The sequence below is a fragment of the Yersinia alsatica genome, from assembly GCF_902170305.1.
GTDB classification, from domain to species: domain Bacteria; phylum Pseudomonadota; class Gammaproteobacteria; order Enterobacterales; family Enterobacteriaceae; genus Yersinia; species Yersinia alsatica.
This window is the reverse complement of sequence record NZ_CABHWW010000034.1, coordinates 46491-62362: the sequence shown is the minus strand read 5'-3', so window position 1 is coordinate 62362 and position 15872 is coordinate 46491. Positions and strand designations below refer to the sequence as shown.

The following is a 15872-nucleotide window of genomic DNA, read 5'->3' as shown; positions in this document are numbered from 1 at the left end:
AATTAAAAGCTATGGAAGAAATAAACCTACTTAAAGAAATTCGTGAGCTAAAAAGTCAACTATCCTACGCTAAAAATATTGGTTTCTTTATGGGGGCTGGTACCTCCTGTGCTTTAGGCTTGCCAAATATATCTCAATTGACTATTCAAGTCGAAAGTGCATTAACCGGATCATTGTTGGATTATTTTAATGTTATTAAAACAGACTTATCGAAGCCTGATGAAACAATTAGCATTGAAGATATTCTTAATCAGATAAGACGGATTCGCGAAATAACTGAAGAAAGGCCTGATAGAGAATTCCTCGGGGTTTCTGGCATAAGCGCGCGTGATCTGGATATTGAAATTTGCAAAAATATTTATAATCTAATCACGGAGAAAGAAGTTAGTGCTAATCTGACTGCTCCAAAGAAATTTTTTGCGTGGTTAAACATGCAAAACAGAGATTTTTCGAAAGAGATTTTTACTACAAATTATGATCTGGTAATAGAAAAATCTCTTGAAGCAATTCGTGCGCCGTATTTTGACGGTTTCGTTGGTTCTTATGAACCATTTTTTTGGCAAGAAAGTGTCGAAACACTTGTTCGTAGAAATGATCTAACTCAGAACTGGATTCGATTATGGAAGATACATGGTTCTCTTAGTTGGTTTTGGAAAAAAAGAGAGAATCTGAAGTCGCATAAAGTTATACGCCTTGGGAAAGTAGATAAAATTGAAGAAGAGAAAAATGAGATAGTCATTTACCCATCAAAAGAAAAATATGATCTATCTCGTAGACAACCTTTTTTAGTTTACTTCGACCGCCTTAAAAACTATTTACTAAATGGTGAGCTTCTATTCATTTTCACCGGATACTCATTTTTAGATCAGCATATAAATGAAATTATTTTTAATTGCTTGAGGCAAAACAACAGGCTTAGTGTTGTAGTCTTTTTTTATGCAGACAGTGAAGTTAAAAAATTGCATTCCCTTTCGGCAGGATATCTAAATCTATCTGTATTCGGACCAACAACTGCGATTATAAACGGAACATTAGGGAAATGGTCCTTTGACCAATCCGAGCTAAAAAACAAAGAAAAATGTGATAGTTTTTGGAATGCTGAAGGTGAAAAATTCTTGCTTGGTGATTTTAATTATTTGGTTGAGTTCTTAGTTGGTAATTCTGGTCGTAGTAGTGAGATTGAGGTATCTATAAATGAAGACTGATTCTACATATTTAGGAAAGGTTATTCGTGTGGATTCCAGTACTGTAGAGGTAGAAGTTTCATCAGAAATACCTTCCGCTGCGCCAATAATAAATGGACGATTGTATAAAATTGGCCAGATCGGCACATTTGTAAAAATGCCAATGGGAAATATTACTATCTACGCTATCGTTGCTGCGGTAAGTGACAGACCGTTCACAGATAGTAGCGATGATGAGTATAGAGTAAGCTCAAAATTTCTTTCAGTACAACTGATTGGCGAAAAAATAGGTGACAGTGAGTTTGAAAAAGGAGTGGGTACTTATCCTACAATAGGTGATGAAGTACACCTTGTAATCGAACACGACTTATTTGCAATTTATGGTGAAAAGGATGCCGGTTCCATTGAAATTGGAAAACATTCTTCATCTGAAAATTTAGGTGTTCATGTAGATACTCATAACTTAATTTTACGTCACTGTGGTATTTTAGGCTCAACAGGTAGCGGGAAATCCAATACTACCGTCAGTATTTTGAAATCTATTCTACATGGTTACGTTGGTTCAAGAATTATATTGGTTGACCCACACGGTGAATATGCTTCTGCATTTCCTGATGCCAAAGTACTTCGAATTAATGAAGTAGCATCCCCATTGGTGATACCATTTTGGCTTATGACCTTTGAAGAACTTGCCTATTTTCTTGTAGGTGCTGATCATCGCGATGAACAAAGAATAGAATATCGTTTACTGAGAGATCTTGTAACAAAGCTTAAGAAAGAAAACTTAAATTTAAAAGCTGGGATTGTTAATGAAAATCTTATCACAGCCGACTCACCTATTCCTTTTAGCGCTAGGCAGCTATGGTATGAGATGAATTGGTTACTTAATGCATCATTTTCTTCTGCAAAGAAAGATGAACAAACTAGAGATACAGCAAATGAACTGGCTGCTGGGGATGCAGAAACATTGACTCCGGCAACCTTTGAAGCATATGTAATGGGAAATACAGCTCCATATAAATCTCAACACGCAGAGTATTTTTCTTATGAAAAGAAATTACTTTCTCGACTCAGAGATACCCGATACGATTTTCTGTTCAATCCAGGTGATTACAAAACAGCAGATTCTGAAAAAGATTTGCATGATTTACTAGCTGACTGGATAGGCTGTGAGCAGCGATTAACAATACTAGATCTTAGCGGTGTACCATTTGAGGTGTTAGATATAACCATAGGCTTGATTACAAGATTTGTTTACGACAGCATGTTCTGGGGGCGTAAAGAGTCATATACCGGTAAGCAAAGGCCAATACTCTTAGCATTTGAGGAAGCTCATACGTATTTAGGGAAAAATGACAAGAGTAATTATTCAAAAGCCGCAGTTGAGAAAATATTTAAAGAAGGGAGAAAATTTGGCGTAGGAGCGCTAGTCATTTCTCAACGCCCCTCAGAGTTGTCAGAGACTATAATTTCCCAAATTGGCACGTTGATAGCTCTTAGGCTTACCAATTCAAGTGATCAATCCATAGTGAAATCATCAGCCCCCGATAATCTAAATAGTCTTATGGATCTTCTTTCATCTTTGCGTATAGGTGAGGCAGTTATTTCAGGTGAGGCTATAAAAATTCCATCTAGAGTTCGATTGAAATTGAATCACCCAAGACCTACAAGTGAAGATCCAAAGTTAATTGAATGTTGGACAAAAGCATTTTCTTTCGATGCTGATAATTATAAAATTGTTGTAACTAAAATACGTGAACAGAAAATATAACCAAAGGAGTGTAAAATGGAACGAAGAAGTATTTCATCAAGCATGATTCGTAGTATTGGGTACGACGAATCTATTTCTACATTAGAGATTGAATTCAATAGTGGTGCAGTATGGAATTACCATGATTTTCCTATTACATGTTGGTATGAATTTGATGGAGCAGAATCGCACGGTAAATTTTTTCATAGCTTCATAAAGAATAATTATCGAGAGTCTCAAGTGGGATAACCTATGAATGAACTGTCACCGAAGCATAATAAAGGTCGGTGGCAGTCACAATTAGCGTCTTATGGTAACAGCGGCTTTGTTGAATAAATCGAACTTTTGCTGAGTTAAAGGATCAGATCACGCATCATCCGGCAACACTGGCCGTCCCATGGCAAAGCAGAAATTCAAAGTCACCAACTGGCGCAACTACAACAAAGCCCTCATCAACCGCGGCTCCGTCACTTTCTGGCTTGACGACGAGGCTATTCAGGCCTGGTATGAGCCCGCCACACACACATCGCGGGGACGGCCTCAACGCTATTCTGACCTCGCCATCACCACCGTCCTGGTCGTTAAACGTGTGTTCCGCCTGACCCTGCGAGCCGCACAGGGCTTTATTGATTCCATTTTTGCCATGATGGGCGTTCCTCTTCGCTGTCCGGATTACACCAGTGTCAGCAAGCGGGCAAAGTCGGTTAACGTCAGTTTTAAAACGCCCACCCGGGGTGAAATTGCGCATCTGGTGATTGATTCCACAGGGCTGAAAGTCTTCGGTGAAGGTGAGTGGAAAGTCAAAAAGCACGGCAAAGAGCGCCGTCGTATCTGGCGAAAACTGCATCTGGCTGTTGATGCGAGTACGCATGAAGTCATCTGCGCGGACCTGTCGCTGAACAACGTCACGGACGCTGAAGCTTTCCCGGGGCTTATCCGGCAGACCCACCGAAAAATCAGGTCAGCGGCGGCGGACGGTGCTTACGATACGCGGCGATGTCATGACGAACTGCGTCGCAAGAAAATCAGCGCGCTCATTCCTCCCCGAAAGGGAGCGGGCTACTGGTCCGGTGAGTATGCAGACCGCAATCGTGCTGTTGCGAATCAACGGCTGAGCGGAAGCAATGCACGGTGGAAATGGACAACAGATTACAACCGTCGGTCGATAGCGGAAACGGCAATGTACAGGGTAAAGCAGTTGTTCGGTGGTTCGCTGACGTTGCGTGACTACGATGGTCAGGTTGCAGAGGCTTTGGCCATGGTGCGTGCGCTGAACAAAATGACGAAGGCAGGCATGCCAGAAAGTGTACGTATCGGCTGAAAGTCGGAGCTGTTACAGGGAAACTCGCCTTAAATCTGATTTATTCAACAAAGCCGGTAACAGCACAACTCATTGTTTAAAAAAAATTTGAATTTGGTTTCCTATCGCTTAGCGTAGGTTTTCGCCCCATTGGACCTCAAACCCCCGTTATGAGCCGCAGCCGCCGCAAAACACCCATCGTCGGGCACACGACCTGCGGCAGCGAGCGCGAGGACAAGAAGCTCTGGCATCAGCGCTGGCGCACCCGTGAGCGCACGGCGCTGACCAGCGCGTCGCCCGAAGCCCTGAGCGCCCATCTGCCCCTGCTGGAAAACCAGGCCAGCAGCGTCTGGTCGATGGGCAAGGATGGCCGCTCCTACTGGCCCGTCAAGCGCCAGGCCGCCACGGCGGATCGCATCGCCAATCACAAGGGACGCAACCCGCAAGAACGCGCCTCCCTGAAAAAGCGCCTGCTGCGCAAGTGGATGAGCAAATGAAGCTCTCCTTCCATCAGCACATTGCGCTGTTCTGGATGATCGGTGCTCCGGGCGTCTTCGCGCCCGTGATCGAGAACGCCAAGCGGCCCGATGCCGGCGCCGTCATGGCGTGGGGTGTCGCGATCGTGGCGGTGATGATCCTCTTCACCCCTTTGCTGCTGCGCTGTCCACCATTCCGGCGCTGGTATGGCCGGACGGATGCGCTGTCGGAGCGGCAGCGCCAGGCGCTTGCCGAGCGCGGCCTGCGCCGCTACTACCAGACCGCTTTCGATGACGGCTACGTGCCCCGCGTGATGCCCTACGTGTGGCGCATCATCTGGACGGTCGGCGGGTTGATGGCTGTGACCGCCGTACTGCCTACCAACACCGGACGGCCAGCCTTCGATGCCTTGGTGGTCTTCTCGACCTGGTATCCGATAGGCGTGATGCTGCTGGTTTTCGCGTCGAGGCCCCTTGGCCGGTTGATTCGCCAAAGAGCACAGGAGCGGCGGAAATGAGCACGTCAACCATCGAGGCGCTGGCCAGCGCCTGGGCAAGGATTGCCGAGGAAGCGGAATTCCCCGCTGACTACGAGGGGACTGCCACACCACAAGCGCATCGGGCTAGCGAAGCTATTCAGGAGCAGATTCGGGAGCGCATCGTCGCCACCAACGACATGCGGCTGTTCAGCCTGCTGCACCTGCTGGGTCAGGCGTCGCTGCGCATGGAGCAAGCGCTGTGGCCGGAGGATTACGAGCGGATGACGCGCGAGGTTGAGGAAGCCCTGCGGCAAGCCACCGACGCCAACGCCAGATCGTACACCCACGAAGAAGTGATGCAGGCGATGCAGGAACGCATCGACCGGGCGCGAGACAAGCCATGTTGATTGGCTATGCGCGCGTCTCGACGCAGGATCAGAACCTGGAGCTGCAACGCGAAGCCTTGAGCAAGGCCGGATGTAAAAAGGTCTTCGAGGACAAGGTGAGTGGCACGCGGGCAGACCGGCCTGGCTTGGCCAAGACGCTCGAAATGCTGCGCGAAGGCGATACTTTGGTCGTCTGGAAGCTCGACCGGCTGGGCCGGTCGGTCAAGCAACTGGTCGATCTGGTCGGCGATCTGCACAAGCACGGTGTCCAGTTCAGGAGCCTCACCGACTCCATCGACACCGGCACACCATCCGGGCGGTTCTTCTTCCACGTCATGGCGAGCCTTGCCGAAATGGAGCGCGAGCTGACCGTCGAGCGCACCCGCGCCGGGCTGGAAGTCGCCAAGCAGCTCGGCCGCAAAGGCGGCCGCAAGCCGAAGATGACCGACAGCAAGATCGAGTCGGCCAAGAAGCTGCTGGCCAGCGGGGTGCCGCCCAAGGACGTGGCCAAGAACCTCGGCGTGTCCATTCCGACGCTGTACCGCTGGGTGCCAGCCTCCACGCACGCTTAGCGTGCTTTATTTTCCGTTTTCTGAGACGACCCCAAATAAGCCCCGTTTAAATGAATAATAAGAAATGATGAAAAACTGAAAATGTCGTCAATTTTTCACTTGCTCTGTCACGTTCTGCTTCTCATTTTTGATAAAAGTACAAAATCAGATATTTCACGTGCATGGTGGTATTTTGTACAAAACCTTCCCCTAAGCTAAATTGATCATTTGCTGCACACCCTTATCCCATAAGGCTTGAAGGGGTTATGCAGGAAAATTCTTATAAATCAGAAGGGTGATCTGTGATTGTTAAAAAATGAAAATGTAAAGCATTGTTACATTTTTTCATTTCCGTTCAGGCAGGGAACGTTCCTACACTCCGGCTATTGGGTCTTATCCGAAATTTTTCATTTCAGACAAATGCTCAAAAATACAGTATCGGCATGCTGGTGGATGGAATGCGCCCGCTTTTTAGTTCCGGGATTTTTATTTACGTCGGATGACGCGAACCGGAAAGTTGTTCTGGCAGGGTAATTTTTTCTTATTTATTTCTCACTGGCATTGACCGTTTCTATTACTCCATAGAACAGGGACAGCCATGTCTAACTCTTCCTTTCAGTCCGAAATCCCTAAAGCACGTATTAATCTCAAACTCGATTTGCATACGGGTGGAGCGAGCAAGAAAACGGAGCTCCCCCTGAAATTGCTGGTGGCGGGCGACTTCAGTAATGGTCAGGAGTCTGCCCCCCTGTCTGAGCGCAAAAAAGTTGATTTGAATAAAAATAATTTCGACTCAGTGTTGTCCGAATATTCCCCAAACGTCAATCTGACCGTTAAAAACACGCTGGCTGATGACGGCAGCGAAGACAACATCAGCCTGACCTTCCGGAGCATGAAGGATTTCACCCCGGAGCAGGTCTCACGTCAAATACCTCAGCTGAGGGTATGCTCAAACTGCAGGATCTGACGGCACAGCTCAATACCCTGGATAGGCAAAAAGGAAAGTATATTACTGTCAGCGAGCTGAAATCACAGGTGTTTGCTGCTACCCAGGCACTCAGTAAAACAGTGCCCGTTGAAGAACAGCTGCGGCAGATGAGCATTCGGGAAAACTCAGGGATGATCCCGTCCGCGCAAAAAATCCAGACAGAGCTGCGCCTTAAGCAGCTAATCAGTAGCTACTCGACGGTGACGGCAGATCAGTAGGCTGTTACCCGCATTCTGTTATTGTGTAAAACTGCACTGGGTTGATCAGATTATTGTCCCTGCCTGCTGACAGAATCTGCAACAAAGCTATCACCGGAGTAAGGATAAGAACCGATGCCAGAGAAGACGCGGCGAGGCCGAAACCATCTGTCCCCATGGACGGTAAAAGAGATGAGTTCTCTTGAAAATAAATATGGAAAATTTTCTGCTCAGGACATCGGTGATACGTTGGGGAGAAGCGCAGGAGCCGTCAGAGGAGTAGCGCGAAAATTAGGGTTATCCACTCCCCGGCCTCCGGTGTGGACGGAAGAGGAACTGGCGCTTATTCGTGTGAATTATTACAAGGGTATTATGTTTGTTCATTCGCTTCTGCCAGGGAGAACAATATATGCAATTCGCATTCAGGCAAGCCTTATGGGCGTGACGAACGCCTCCTGGGGCGACGAGGAACTGCGGTATCTTGAGGCGCATCATGGCAGTGTGCCCATTGCGAGAATAGCGGCATCGCTGGGCCGAAGCGCCAAGGGCGTCGCTGATATGGACAGAAAAATGGGCCTGGCAAAGCGACCTGAAACCATCAACGTTCCCTGGTCAGAGCAGGTACTGGAAATATTGTGGGCCCATTACGGTTCTGGTGCATGGATAACGCGTGTACAAGCCCTACTTCCGGGACGCACTAAGGGAGCAATCGGTGTACAGGCCAATAAAATGGGAATAAGAGAATCCCAGAACTGGTCACCTGAAGAAATTGAAATTTTGCGAGAATACTATCCTTATCCAGGTTCAGAAATTGCCAAAAAATTGCCTCACCGAACTGTGGCAGCAATTAAAACTCAGGCCAGTCGGCTGAAAATAAAGAAGTTTCATAACAGGAACGTGATTTTCGATTCCAGTGTGAAGGAGGTTGATGAATAACAAAAAATACGCATCTAAGTGTATCGGTAAAGCCAGCGATGTTGTGCGTTGAAAATGTATAAACTAATACAAGTAAGAATGGATGACTAACTTTTAATTACATATAGAGGTTATGAATTAATGAAAATTCTCTCTTATAATCCAGGTCATGATGGTGCTGTGGCATTTCTGGATAATGGACGATTAATTATGTCTATTGAAGCAGAAAAAGATTCTAACCATCGCTATTCTCCACTGGGTATTTCGGACGTATTAGATGCTATTGGTGAAATCGACGATATACCAGATGTAATTTGCGCAGGGGGATGGTGGCCCAGGGATCATGATGAATATTTAAATGGTTCGAAAATTAACGTTGGTTATCGGGGCATCTCAGATACAGATGTCATGGTTTCAGAAAGACGATTCCTAAAGAAGAAAATTAAATATTTTTCGTCTTCTCACGAGCGAGCACACATACTTTGTGCATTTGGCATGTCAGACTTACCAAAAGGAACATCCTGTTATGCTTTGGTTTGGGAAGGAGGAATCGGAGCATTCTACGAATTAGATGCAGATCTGAATATAACGCTCATTGGCGATGTTCAAAATCAGCCTGGTAACCGCTATGGTATTGTTTATGGATTAGCCGATCCAGTTTTTTCCAAAGACAGTGCCTACCCTCGCTTCTCAGATGCCGGGAAACTTATGGCGTTGGCATCTTTTTCAAAGAGAAGTATAGCCTCCCCGGAAGAACAAGAACTCATCGACTTTCTGTTGAATGGCCCTGCCAGAAAACTTTGCGACTATGCGAATATTGAAAAAGCTCCGCACTATAATGTTGGTTTGGACGATAAAGAATTTCGTAACTTTACTGGGATATATAGTGATGCACTGTTTAACGTTTTTTATCAGTTTGCAAAAGACAACTTAAAGAAAAAACAACCACTTATTATTTCTGGTGGATGCGGTCTGAACTGTGACTGGAATACTAAATGGAGGGAGACAAAGCTTTTTTCTGAAGTTTTCGTTCCTCCTGTTGCTAACGATTCCGGTGTTGCTATAGGCACTGCGATTGATGCTCAGTTCTATTTTACAGGTAATCCTAAGATTGAATGGGATGTTTACAGCGGATTAGATTTTAGAACGGATAATACATTCTGCTCAGAGAAATATGATGTCTATAATGTCGACAATGATCAGGTTGCTGATATGCTGGCTAACGATCTCATCCTTGGTTGGGTGAATGGAAAATATGAAATAGGTCCACGCGCGCTGGGCAACAGGTCCATCCTTGCTGCTCCTTTTCAGGAAAGTACCAGGGTTCGTTTAAACGAAATCAAACAACGTGAACAATTTCGCCCAATTGCTCCAGTTTGTCTTTTGGAGGACGCTGAAAAGTGGTTCGGCTGTAATAACGAAAGCCCATATATGCTCTTTACGCATAGAGCAAAGACTGAAACCCTTGCAGCAGTCACGCATGTTAATGGCACTGCACGTATTCAGACCGTTACAACTGCAACAAATAGTAATCTTCATAAATTACTTTCAGCATTTAAAAATCGGACTGGTTATGGTGTCTTGTGCAATACATCTCTCAACTTCAATGGGAAAGGTTTTATAAACAATATCAATGATCTGGCTGTATACGTTCAGGAGCATCACCTGGATGGGTTTGTGGTGGAAGGTCAGGTATATCTTTTAATTGATTCATCACGTTATCAGGCATATAAGGAAAGCCAGTTATTTTTATGAAAAATAAAGAGCTACCCTGAGCCAGTTCATTTCATTGTTGAGGACAAAATCTGGAGAGGACTTCATGTATGCTGTTCACAAAAGTTGATTTAATAGGGGGAGTATGAATTCATATCGAACGGGTTTTGAAGAGGATGACGACTTACGCTCTTCATTCATCCGGGATCTTACGCTGCAGCAACTGGAACATCCTGCTTCATTACATACTAATAAGCAGGAGTTATCGCCCCTTATTCCCAAGAAATTGATTCGCTACTGGCATGACCAGCACAATGTACCGGAAGACGTTATGGTTTGTCTCAGAAGCTGGGATCGGCTTCTTGATGATGGTTTTGAATGTAGTATGTTTAACGATGAATCGGCAATGGCATATATTGCCGAACAATTTGGCGCTAAAGAGCGTAAAGCCTTCTCCCTTTGCTATCATCCGGCAATGCGCTGCGACTATCTGCGTATGTGCGTTTTACTTGTTGAGGGGGGATTATACGTTGATGCTGACGATGTTTTACTTGGCGACAACTGGAAATATCTTTTCCATGATGGGACACTCAAAGTACAACCTTTATGTTACGATATTCAGTCCTCTTCAATGGTTCCTGCTGCGGATATCTGGAGAAGTGATTTACCGACGACTGAGCGCATTTTTTACATTAATAATGACCCTATTGTGGCCCCAGCAGGCCATCCGGTTCTACAGAGTGCGCTTATTAGGGCGACCGAAACGCTACTGAGTGATGTACGTTCTCCCGAAATTCAATCAACAACTGGGCCAGGGAATTTCACTGCTGCACTGGCAGCACACGCTCACAAATTGATAAGGGAAGGGAAGTCATTCGATTTCGAATTGTTACGTGATTGGGAAAAGATTGCAGAAACGCGTTGGGATCTGTCCTACCGTAATGATGAACGTAACTGGCGTAATATGGGCTCAGCCTGATCCCACATATCAAGGACAGAATTAATGAACCTTCAGGATGCTTCAGGTGTTTTGCGCAAGGTATTATTCAAAATTTCACGTGTAATAATAAGTATCTTTCCTGGTCGTAGGATCCCCGTTTTCGGTTCAGGTCCCGAAATGATCGGTTCAATTGTTGTTATTAATCTCGATCGTCAACCCGGCAGGTGGCGGAGGTTGAGCAGAGAGCTCAAAAGATTCCGGACTTACGATGGTTTTCCACTAGCCTCTATCATACAGCGGTTTTCTGCCGTGGATGCCAGGGATGGTCGCGCGAGTGCCGCAACGGCTGACGTTGATTCGGTCTACTGTATTGGTGATCAGCTTTATGTCCAGCCGGATGCAAGGCTGGAGGCACATTTCAGCAATGATGAACCCATCAAAATGACCAGGCAGGAGATTGCTGTTGCAAGGTCACATGTGGAAGTATGGAAGGCTATTGCTGCCGGGGATAAGGAATATGTTCTTGTCCTTGAAGACGATGTATGGTTTCGGTTGGGGGCTGTTGCGGCTATCACAAGAGGCTGGCGGGCCGCTATACGAGAGTGTTCAGAGGATCACGGGCCGCATTTACTGTATATGTCTTATGAAGATGCAGGGGGAACAGCTGAACGTATGACTTGCTGTGGTGACCTCTTCAGGCCCGTAAGAGGACTGTGGTTTCTTTCTGGCTATGTGTTATCACGCGATGGAGCGGCAGCTCTGTTGCAGGCAATGCCCGTGGTTGGTCCAGTGGATCTCTGGATGAACTACCGCTTTAATGAACTTGGCGCGCTTGCGCTCTCAAAGCCAGCTATTTTGCAACGACAGGATGGTGCTTCCGATAACGCCTATTCCGTACTTCCTTACCTGGCCCGCGCAGGGATTGTTGATGCAGGTACGGGATTGATGGCTCCGGATCAAATTGACTCATGTTCAGTGATGGCCTGGACTGCTGGCGGTTCACGAGAGGGGCTGGCGATGGCTCTGGCTATGCTGGGGCTGCGGGTTTGTGTATTCGATGCTGATGAAGAGGAAATCCAGCCCCAGGAATTGCTGAATCTTTTTACGGTATTTGATGTTCTTCTTGATGTTCCGCTCACTCCTGAAACTTTTAATACTGTGCTTGCAAGGGCCGAAATAAAATTCATTGTGGAGGCGGGGGCTAAACAGAGGTTTAAATTTGAACTGAAGTCTTTACCTTCATTACGCTCGGTATTCTTATCGGACCTTGAGTCTGATTTTCAAATGTGGGATCCGCTTTGTACTCTGCTCAATCTTCCGAGGCCTGCACAGGGGTACCCTATTGGTGCACCGCGTGGATCCCGATTATTCAGGTGGGATCGGCTCTGTGATTTATCTCATCAGGATCAATTTGAGTCACCTGAAACATGTTTTTTACTGGATGTTTCACCCTGGGTACTACCTCCTCAACATGGGTGGCGCCCAGCACACCTCTCAGGTAATGAGATGCATCCTGTGGGCAATTGTCTGTTATGTACAGATATGGCGACTGAAACGCCATCCTTCATTGGGCTTGTCGAAACTTTTCCTGGCAATATGGCTTCGTTTTCTAAGGAAAACCTGGTCTGCGATGAGGACGGTACGCATCTAACTATCAGTGCAATACCTACCGGCAACAGGCCGTACCGCGCGGGAGCCTTCGCATCAAAACAATCTTTTGAATACGGGCGGTTTGAGGCAGAAATTAAAGCTGCTCGCGGTTCTGGTCTGGTCACCGGCTTCTTTCTGCATCGTGATTCACCAAGGCAGGAGATAGATATTGAAATAGCGGGTGATGCTCCTGAGAGCATGTTAGTGAATGTCTATTTCAATCCTGGCGACGAAGGAGCAACTTTAGGTTATGGATACAGAGGATCCCCATATCGTGTAGAACTTGGTTTCGATGCCTCTCTGGATTTTCATCGCTATACCATTGACTGGCGACCAGACCGGATCGTCTGGTCTGTCGATGGGAGAGTTGTGCACGAGCGCGCCAGTTGGGATCCCACACCAGTTCCGCATCTTGCAATGCGTTTACATGCAAATCTCTGGGCTCCTCGCTCGGAAGAACTCGCCGGGAGAATTGATATTCAGGCTTTGCCAGCAACGACAACCTTTAAAAATATAAAGTTGTGGGAATGATTCATAAAGGACTCGATGAGGACTTTTTTTAACTTGTATCTGAGGTTTGCGATACGGCCACCGGCGGCAGCAGAACAACGCCGATGATAACTGACGACTTGCTAATGATAAAAGGAGGTTATGTGAGCCAAGAAGATGATGAGAAGTATCCAGCTAGCGCCGTATCCTCGTGGAGCGGCTTCGTTTATCAAGGGAAAATTGCGTTATATCACTCTCTTAAACTGATTCACGATAACGATCTGGACTTCGAGCTGCAGCTAGACAGCAGTGACGACTTCGCTATTTATAAAAACGGAAAACTACACACCGCCCATCAAGTCAAAGCTAAGATAAGTAAATATCGAAGTGGTTATATCAAGGCGCTGGAACAGTCAACTTTAATCGAACACGATAAAATCAAGGGGACAACGCGTTACTTCCATGTATCTGTCCCGCTAGATGAGACAGGCGATCACAGAGGCACTAGCGGAGAAACAGTAAAATTCTATCGCTATGGAGACAACTATCATTGTGGTTTGGATGAGATTGAAGGACTGACCAAAGAACTCATAAAAAAATTATGTGAAAAACAGTCAATCATTGTCAGCGATAACCTTATAAATTTTAACTACTGCTTACTGTCTGAAAAAATTAGCACCAAGGCAATACATAACCATAAATTGAATCAAGTTGACGGGATCTCAGAAGACAAAGCCGCATACGAGGGTCGTATCAAGGCCAGGAGTATTTTAACGGAACTGCTGACCGAAAACCCCTACCAGAATAGGGATTACTATGCAGTTGAATTAAAGGCCAGGCTCCAAACCCATTTAGAAGAAAGATTGGATCAGATGCTACCAACAATGAGTGATGCCACTTATGAGAGAGCCAGACTTCTGAGTGAGCATATTCGCAAAACGCACATCAACGAATTAAAAACCCTTTGCCAGATGATGAAACCATCCGAGCGGTTTCAAGACGTTCAGAAGAACGACATCCGGCGATACACCAAGCTGATACAGGCTATTTCGATGGAACCTATATTCAACCATCTTCCACACTATCTTGACAACGTAAATCGGTTCTACGTACCTACCGCTCTTGACGTGGATGAAAGCGAAGAGTGTGAGTTTGACATGATCCGTGAAATGAAAAACAACGGAGACCTGCTGAGACTGCTTTTTGAGTACAACCATTTAATCGCCAGTAAAGCGGAAACCTCATTCACTTTTAATACAAAATTCACGAGCTCGGATGACTTTGACAACAAGCAAACCACTGAAAAGTTTGAGAGCAACATCACCAAGTCGCTATGCATTAGTGTCATAACAAAAGACGACGCGGAGGAACGACTGAATGATAAAACAACTCATTAATGAAGCACTTCTGGCCCATGACTTTGTCAGTAAACTCGACATGGACAACACAAGCTTTTATATTCGCGAGTCTGGATCTGCTATCAGGTTCGCAGTCCTACATAATCTTGACGATCTCCTGGATCCGGCCGAACTAAATAACAGAATCAATCAACTTGCTCCTGACGAATTTCTCAGAAACCCAAGCTTTAAGAAAAACTGCGACTTGATTTGTATTCATCGCCTTGATGTTCTGGCCAGGTTTAAGGATCACGAAGAAGAAATCTTCGCAATTGAGGAAGATCCGCACTTTTATAAAAAATATGTCCTCTATTACAGTGTTGCGGAAGAAAGCGTGCTCGCTAATTTTACCTATGACAAACTGTTAACGGTGATTGCTGACCAAAAGGAATTTCTTGAATATAAAGAAAACCCTCTTGTCGCCACACAATACAGTTTCGCTGCGAAGACCTTTATCAAGCTTCCATTCTTAGAACTACCTAGTCATCAAGGGAACCTTGTGTCCTTGAGGTTGCAAGCTGCTGAAGCTGTAGCTGAAACCGACCTGAACGATATATATTCGACTATCCAGCAAGTCACAGACAAAAACGCTGACGACTTTATCAAGGAAATGATTCGTAATGAAATGGCAAATATCCAGGATTGAAGTCTCTAGTTTCAAAGCATTCAAGAATATTTTATTGGACCTTGGCGGGGCGTCCTTGCTAACTCTTGACGGCCCAAACGGTTATGGCAAAACAAGCATTTTCGACGCAATCGAACTGCTGCTTACCGGCCAGATCAATCGAATACAAAATCTATTCAATACATTATTAACCAGGAACAAGAGAGACTATGCAGACAATCTCTTCTGGAACAGTCGCTCTGGCGATAACGATCTCTGCATCAAGATTGAATTCATTAATGATGGTCGCAAACTTGTTTTAGCCAGACATTGCCCTGCGGCGATATTCAAAAAACCAGCAAACAATCGTGCAGACAAATATGGGAACTTCAGGCTTTATGAGCTACCAGAATTTGAATCATCTGATTTCACCAAGAACAATCTGCGCGACAACAACTTCCTGGACGAAATTTTCGGAAAAAATTTCAGGGAAAACTTCTCTTTCCTTAACTATCTCGAGCAAGGACAAAACCGGCTGTTACACACTCGGGTAGACGAACGTAAGGAGAAACTTGGAAACCTCTTTAACATCAGCGATGTTGAAGCTGAGATCGAAAACTGCAACACTATATACACTAAACTTACAAGGTACATCAACAATCCGGAACGCACGGCAAAAGCTGTATCACTTAAAGAAGAGATAGCCACCCTAAGAGACTCTTTGCAGGCAGAGGCTGGGATCATTGAGTACAAAAAGCTCTCGACGACTGATGTTCAACCTGGATGGGACAAGGAGATACTGTTCTCATCGTATTCTGCGGTAGACCTGTAGTGGCATAGTGAATTTGGCCAC

The 15872-nt window shown here is 45.6% G+C and carries 15 protein-coding genes and 1 pseudogene; all 16 read left to right on the top strand.

The annotated features are described in order from the left end of the window. Positions 1–11: 11 nt before the first annotated feature. The 16 genes and pseudogenes from FTA96_RS21240 to FTA96_RS21165 all read left to right on the top strand — a co-directional run bounded on the left by FTA96_RS21240 (position 12) and on the right by FTA96_RS21165 (position 15851). Positions 12–1205: an SIR2 family protein gene (locus FTA96_RS21240; protein ID WP_046051738.1), complete on the top strand. Its 1194-nt coding sequence runs from the start codon at positions 12–14 to the stop codon at positions 1203–1205. Continuing rightward, positions 1195–2955 (top strand): ATP-binding protein, encoded by a 1761-nt coding sequence (locus FTA96_RS21235; protein ID WP_046051737.1) that lies wholly within the window; start codon positions 1195–1197, stop codon positions 2953–2955. The genes FTA96_RS21240 and FTA96_RS21235 overlap by 11 nt, the downstream gene beginning before the upstream one ends. Before the next feature lie 15 nt (positions 2956–2970). Then, entirely contained in the window at positions 2971–3183 is a 213-nt protein-coding gene (locus FTA96_RS21230) for a KTSC domain-containing protein (RefSeq protein WP_075261940.1), read from the top strand. 148 nt (positions 3184–3331) lie between these two features. After that, entirely contained in the window at positions 3332–4255 is a 924-nt protein-coding gene (locus FTA96_RS21225; RefSeq protein WP_001118639.1) for an IS5 family transposase, read from the top strand. 149 nt (positions 4256–4404) lie between these two features. Continuing rightward, positions 4405–4731, top strand: coding sequence for a hypothetical protein (locus tag FTA96_RS21220; protein ID WP_003100858.1), 327 nt, complete (start codon positions 4405–4407; stop codon positions 4729–4731). Beyond that, entirely contained in the window at positions 4728–5228 is a 501-nt protein-coding gene (locus FTA96_RS21215; RefSeq protein WP_003100856.1) for a hypothetical protein, read from the top strand. The genes FTA96_RS21220 and FTA96_RS21215 overlap by 4 nt, the downstream gene beginning before the upstream one ends. Continuing rightward, complete coding sequence (locus FTA96_RS21210) at positions 5225–5596, top strand: hypothetical protein (RefSeq protein ID WP_003100853.1); 372 nt, start codon at positions 5225–5227, stop codon at positions 5594–5596. The genes FTA96_RS21215 and FTA96_RS21210 overlap by 4 nt, the downstream gene beginning before the upstream one ends. Then, a complete protein-coding gene (locus FTA96_RS21205; RefSeq protein ID WP_003100847.1) occupies positions 5590–6147 on the top strand; it encodes a recombinase family protein in 558 nt (185 codons plus the stop codon). Before FTA96_RS21210 ends, FTA96_RS21205 begins: the two co-directional genes overlap by 7 nt. 577 nt (positions 6148–6724) lie before the next feature. Further along, positions 6725–7332, top strand: a pseudogene (tssB, locus tag FTA96_RS23815) (type VI secretion system contractile sheath small subunit). Between the two features lie 114 nt (positions 7333–7446). Beyond that, entirely contained in the window at positions 7447–8247 is an 801-nt protein-coding gene (locus tag FTA96_RS21195) for an SANT/Myb-like DNA-binding domain-containing protein (protein WP_052705595.1), read from the top strand. A 120-nt stretch (positions 8248–8367) separates the two neighbouring features. Beyond that, positions 8368–9981: a carbamoyltransferase C-terminal domain-containing protein gene (locus FTA96_RS23620; RefSeq protein WP_046051736.1), complete on the top strand. Its 1614-nt coding sequence runs from the start codon at positions 8368–8370 to the stop codon at positions 9979–9981. A gap of 103 nt (positions 9982–10084) precedes the next feature. After that, positions 10085–10918, top strand: coding sequence for a glycosyltransferase family 32 protein (locus FTA96_RS21185; RefSeq protein ID WP_046051735.1), 834 nt, complete (start codon positions 10085–10087; stop codon positions 10916–10918). Positions 10919–10942: 24 nt separating this feature from the next. After that, positions 10943–13060: a family 16 glycosylhydrolase gene (locus FTA96_RS21180; protein WP_046051734.1), complete on the top strand. Its 2118-nt coding sequence runs from the start codon at positions 10943–10945 to the stop codon at positions 13058–13060. Between the two features lie 122 nt (positions 13061–13182). Then, the gene (locus FTA96_RS21175; protein WP_046052091.1) at positions 13183–14415 is read left to right on the top strand and encodes an ABC-three component system protein; all 1233 of its coding nucleotides are present in this window, start codon (positions 13183–13185) and stop codon (positions 14413–14415) included. Continuing rightward, positions 14396–15061, top strand: coding sequence for an ABC-three component system middle component 1 (locus tag FTA96_RS21170; protein WP_046051733.1), 666 nt, complete (start codon positions 14396–14398; stop codon positions 15059–15061). Before FTA96_RS21175 ends, FTA96_RS21170 begins: the two co-directional genes overlap by 20 nt. Then, positions 15036–15851 (top strand): AAA family ATPase, encoded by an 816-nt coding sequence (locus tag FTA96_RS21165; RefSeq protein ID WP_222424319.1) that lies wholly within the window; start codon positions 15036–15038, stop codon positions 15849–15851. Before FTA96_RS21170 ends, FTA96_RS21165 begins: the two co-directional genes overlap by 26 nt. Positions 15852–15872: the final 21 nt, after the last annotated feature.

Coding starts and splice junctions, on each gene's coding strand:
- FTA96_RS21225 (WP_001118639.1), top strand. CDS start 3,332: ATGGCAAAGCAGAAATTCAAAGTCACCAACTGGCGCAACTACAACAAA.
- FTA96_RS21185 (WP_046051735.1), top strand. CDS start 10,085: ATGAATTCATATCGAACGGGTTTTGAAGAGGATGACGACTTACGCTCT.
- FTA96_RS21195 (WP_052705595.1), top strand. CDS start 7,447: ATGCCAGAGAAGACGCGGCGAGGCCGAAACCATCTGTCCCCATGGACG.
- FTA96_RS21170 (WP_046051733.1), top strand. CDS start 14,396: ATGATAAAACAACTCATTAATGAAGCACTTCTGGCCCATGACTTTGTC.
- FTA96_RS21230 (WP_075261940.1), top strand. CDS start 2,971: ATGGAACGAAGAAGTATTTCATCAAGCATGATTCGTAGTATTGGGTAC.
- FTA96_RS21165 (WP_222424319.1), top strand. CDS start 15,036: ATGAAATGGCAAATATCCAGGATTGAAGTCTCTAGTTTCAAAGCATTC.
- FTA96_RS21205 (WP_003100847.1), top strand. CDS start 5,590: ATGTTGATTGGCTATGCGCGCGTCTCGACGCAGGATCAGAACCTGGAG.
- FTA96_RS21240 (WP_046051738.1), top strand. CDS start 12: ATGGAAGAAATAAACCTACTTAAAGAAATTCGTGAGCTAAAAAGTCAA.
- FTA96_RS21210 (WP_003100853.1), top strand. CDS start 5,225: ATGAGCACGTCAACCATCGAGGCGCTGGCCAGCGCCTGGGCAAGGATT.
- FTA96_RS21235 (WP_046051737.1), top strand. CDS start 1,195: ATGAAGACTGATTCTACATATTTAGGAAAGGTTATTCGTGTGGATTCC.
- FTA96_RS21215 (WP_003100856.1), top strand. CDS start 4,728: ATGAAGCTCTCCTTCCATCAGCACATTGCGCTGTTCTGGATGATCGGT.
- FTA96_RS21180 (WP_046051734.1), top strand. CDS start 10,943: ATGAACCTTCAGGATGCTTCAGGTGTTTTGCGCAAGGTATTATTCAAA.
- FTA96_RS21220 (WP_003100858.1), top strand. CDS start 4,405: ATGAGCCGCAGCCGCCGCAAAACACCCATCGTCGGGCACACGACCTGC.
- FTA96_RS23620 (WP_046051736.1), top strand. CDS start 8,368: ATGAAAATTCTCTCTTATAATCCAGGTCATGATGGTGCTGTGGCATTT.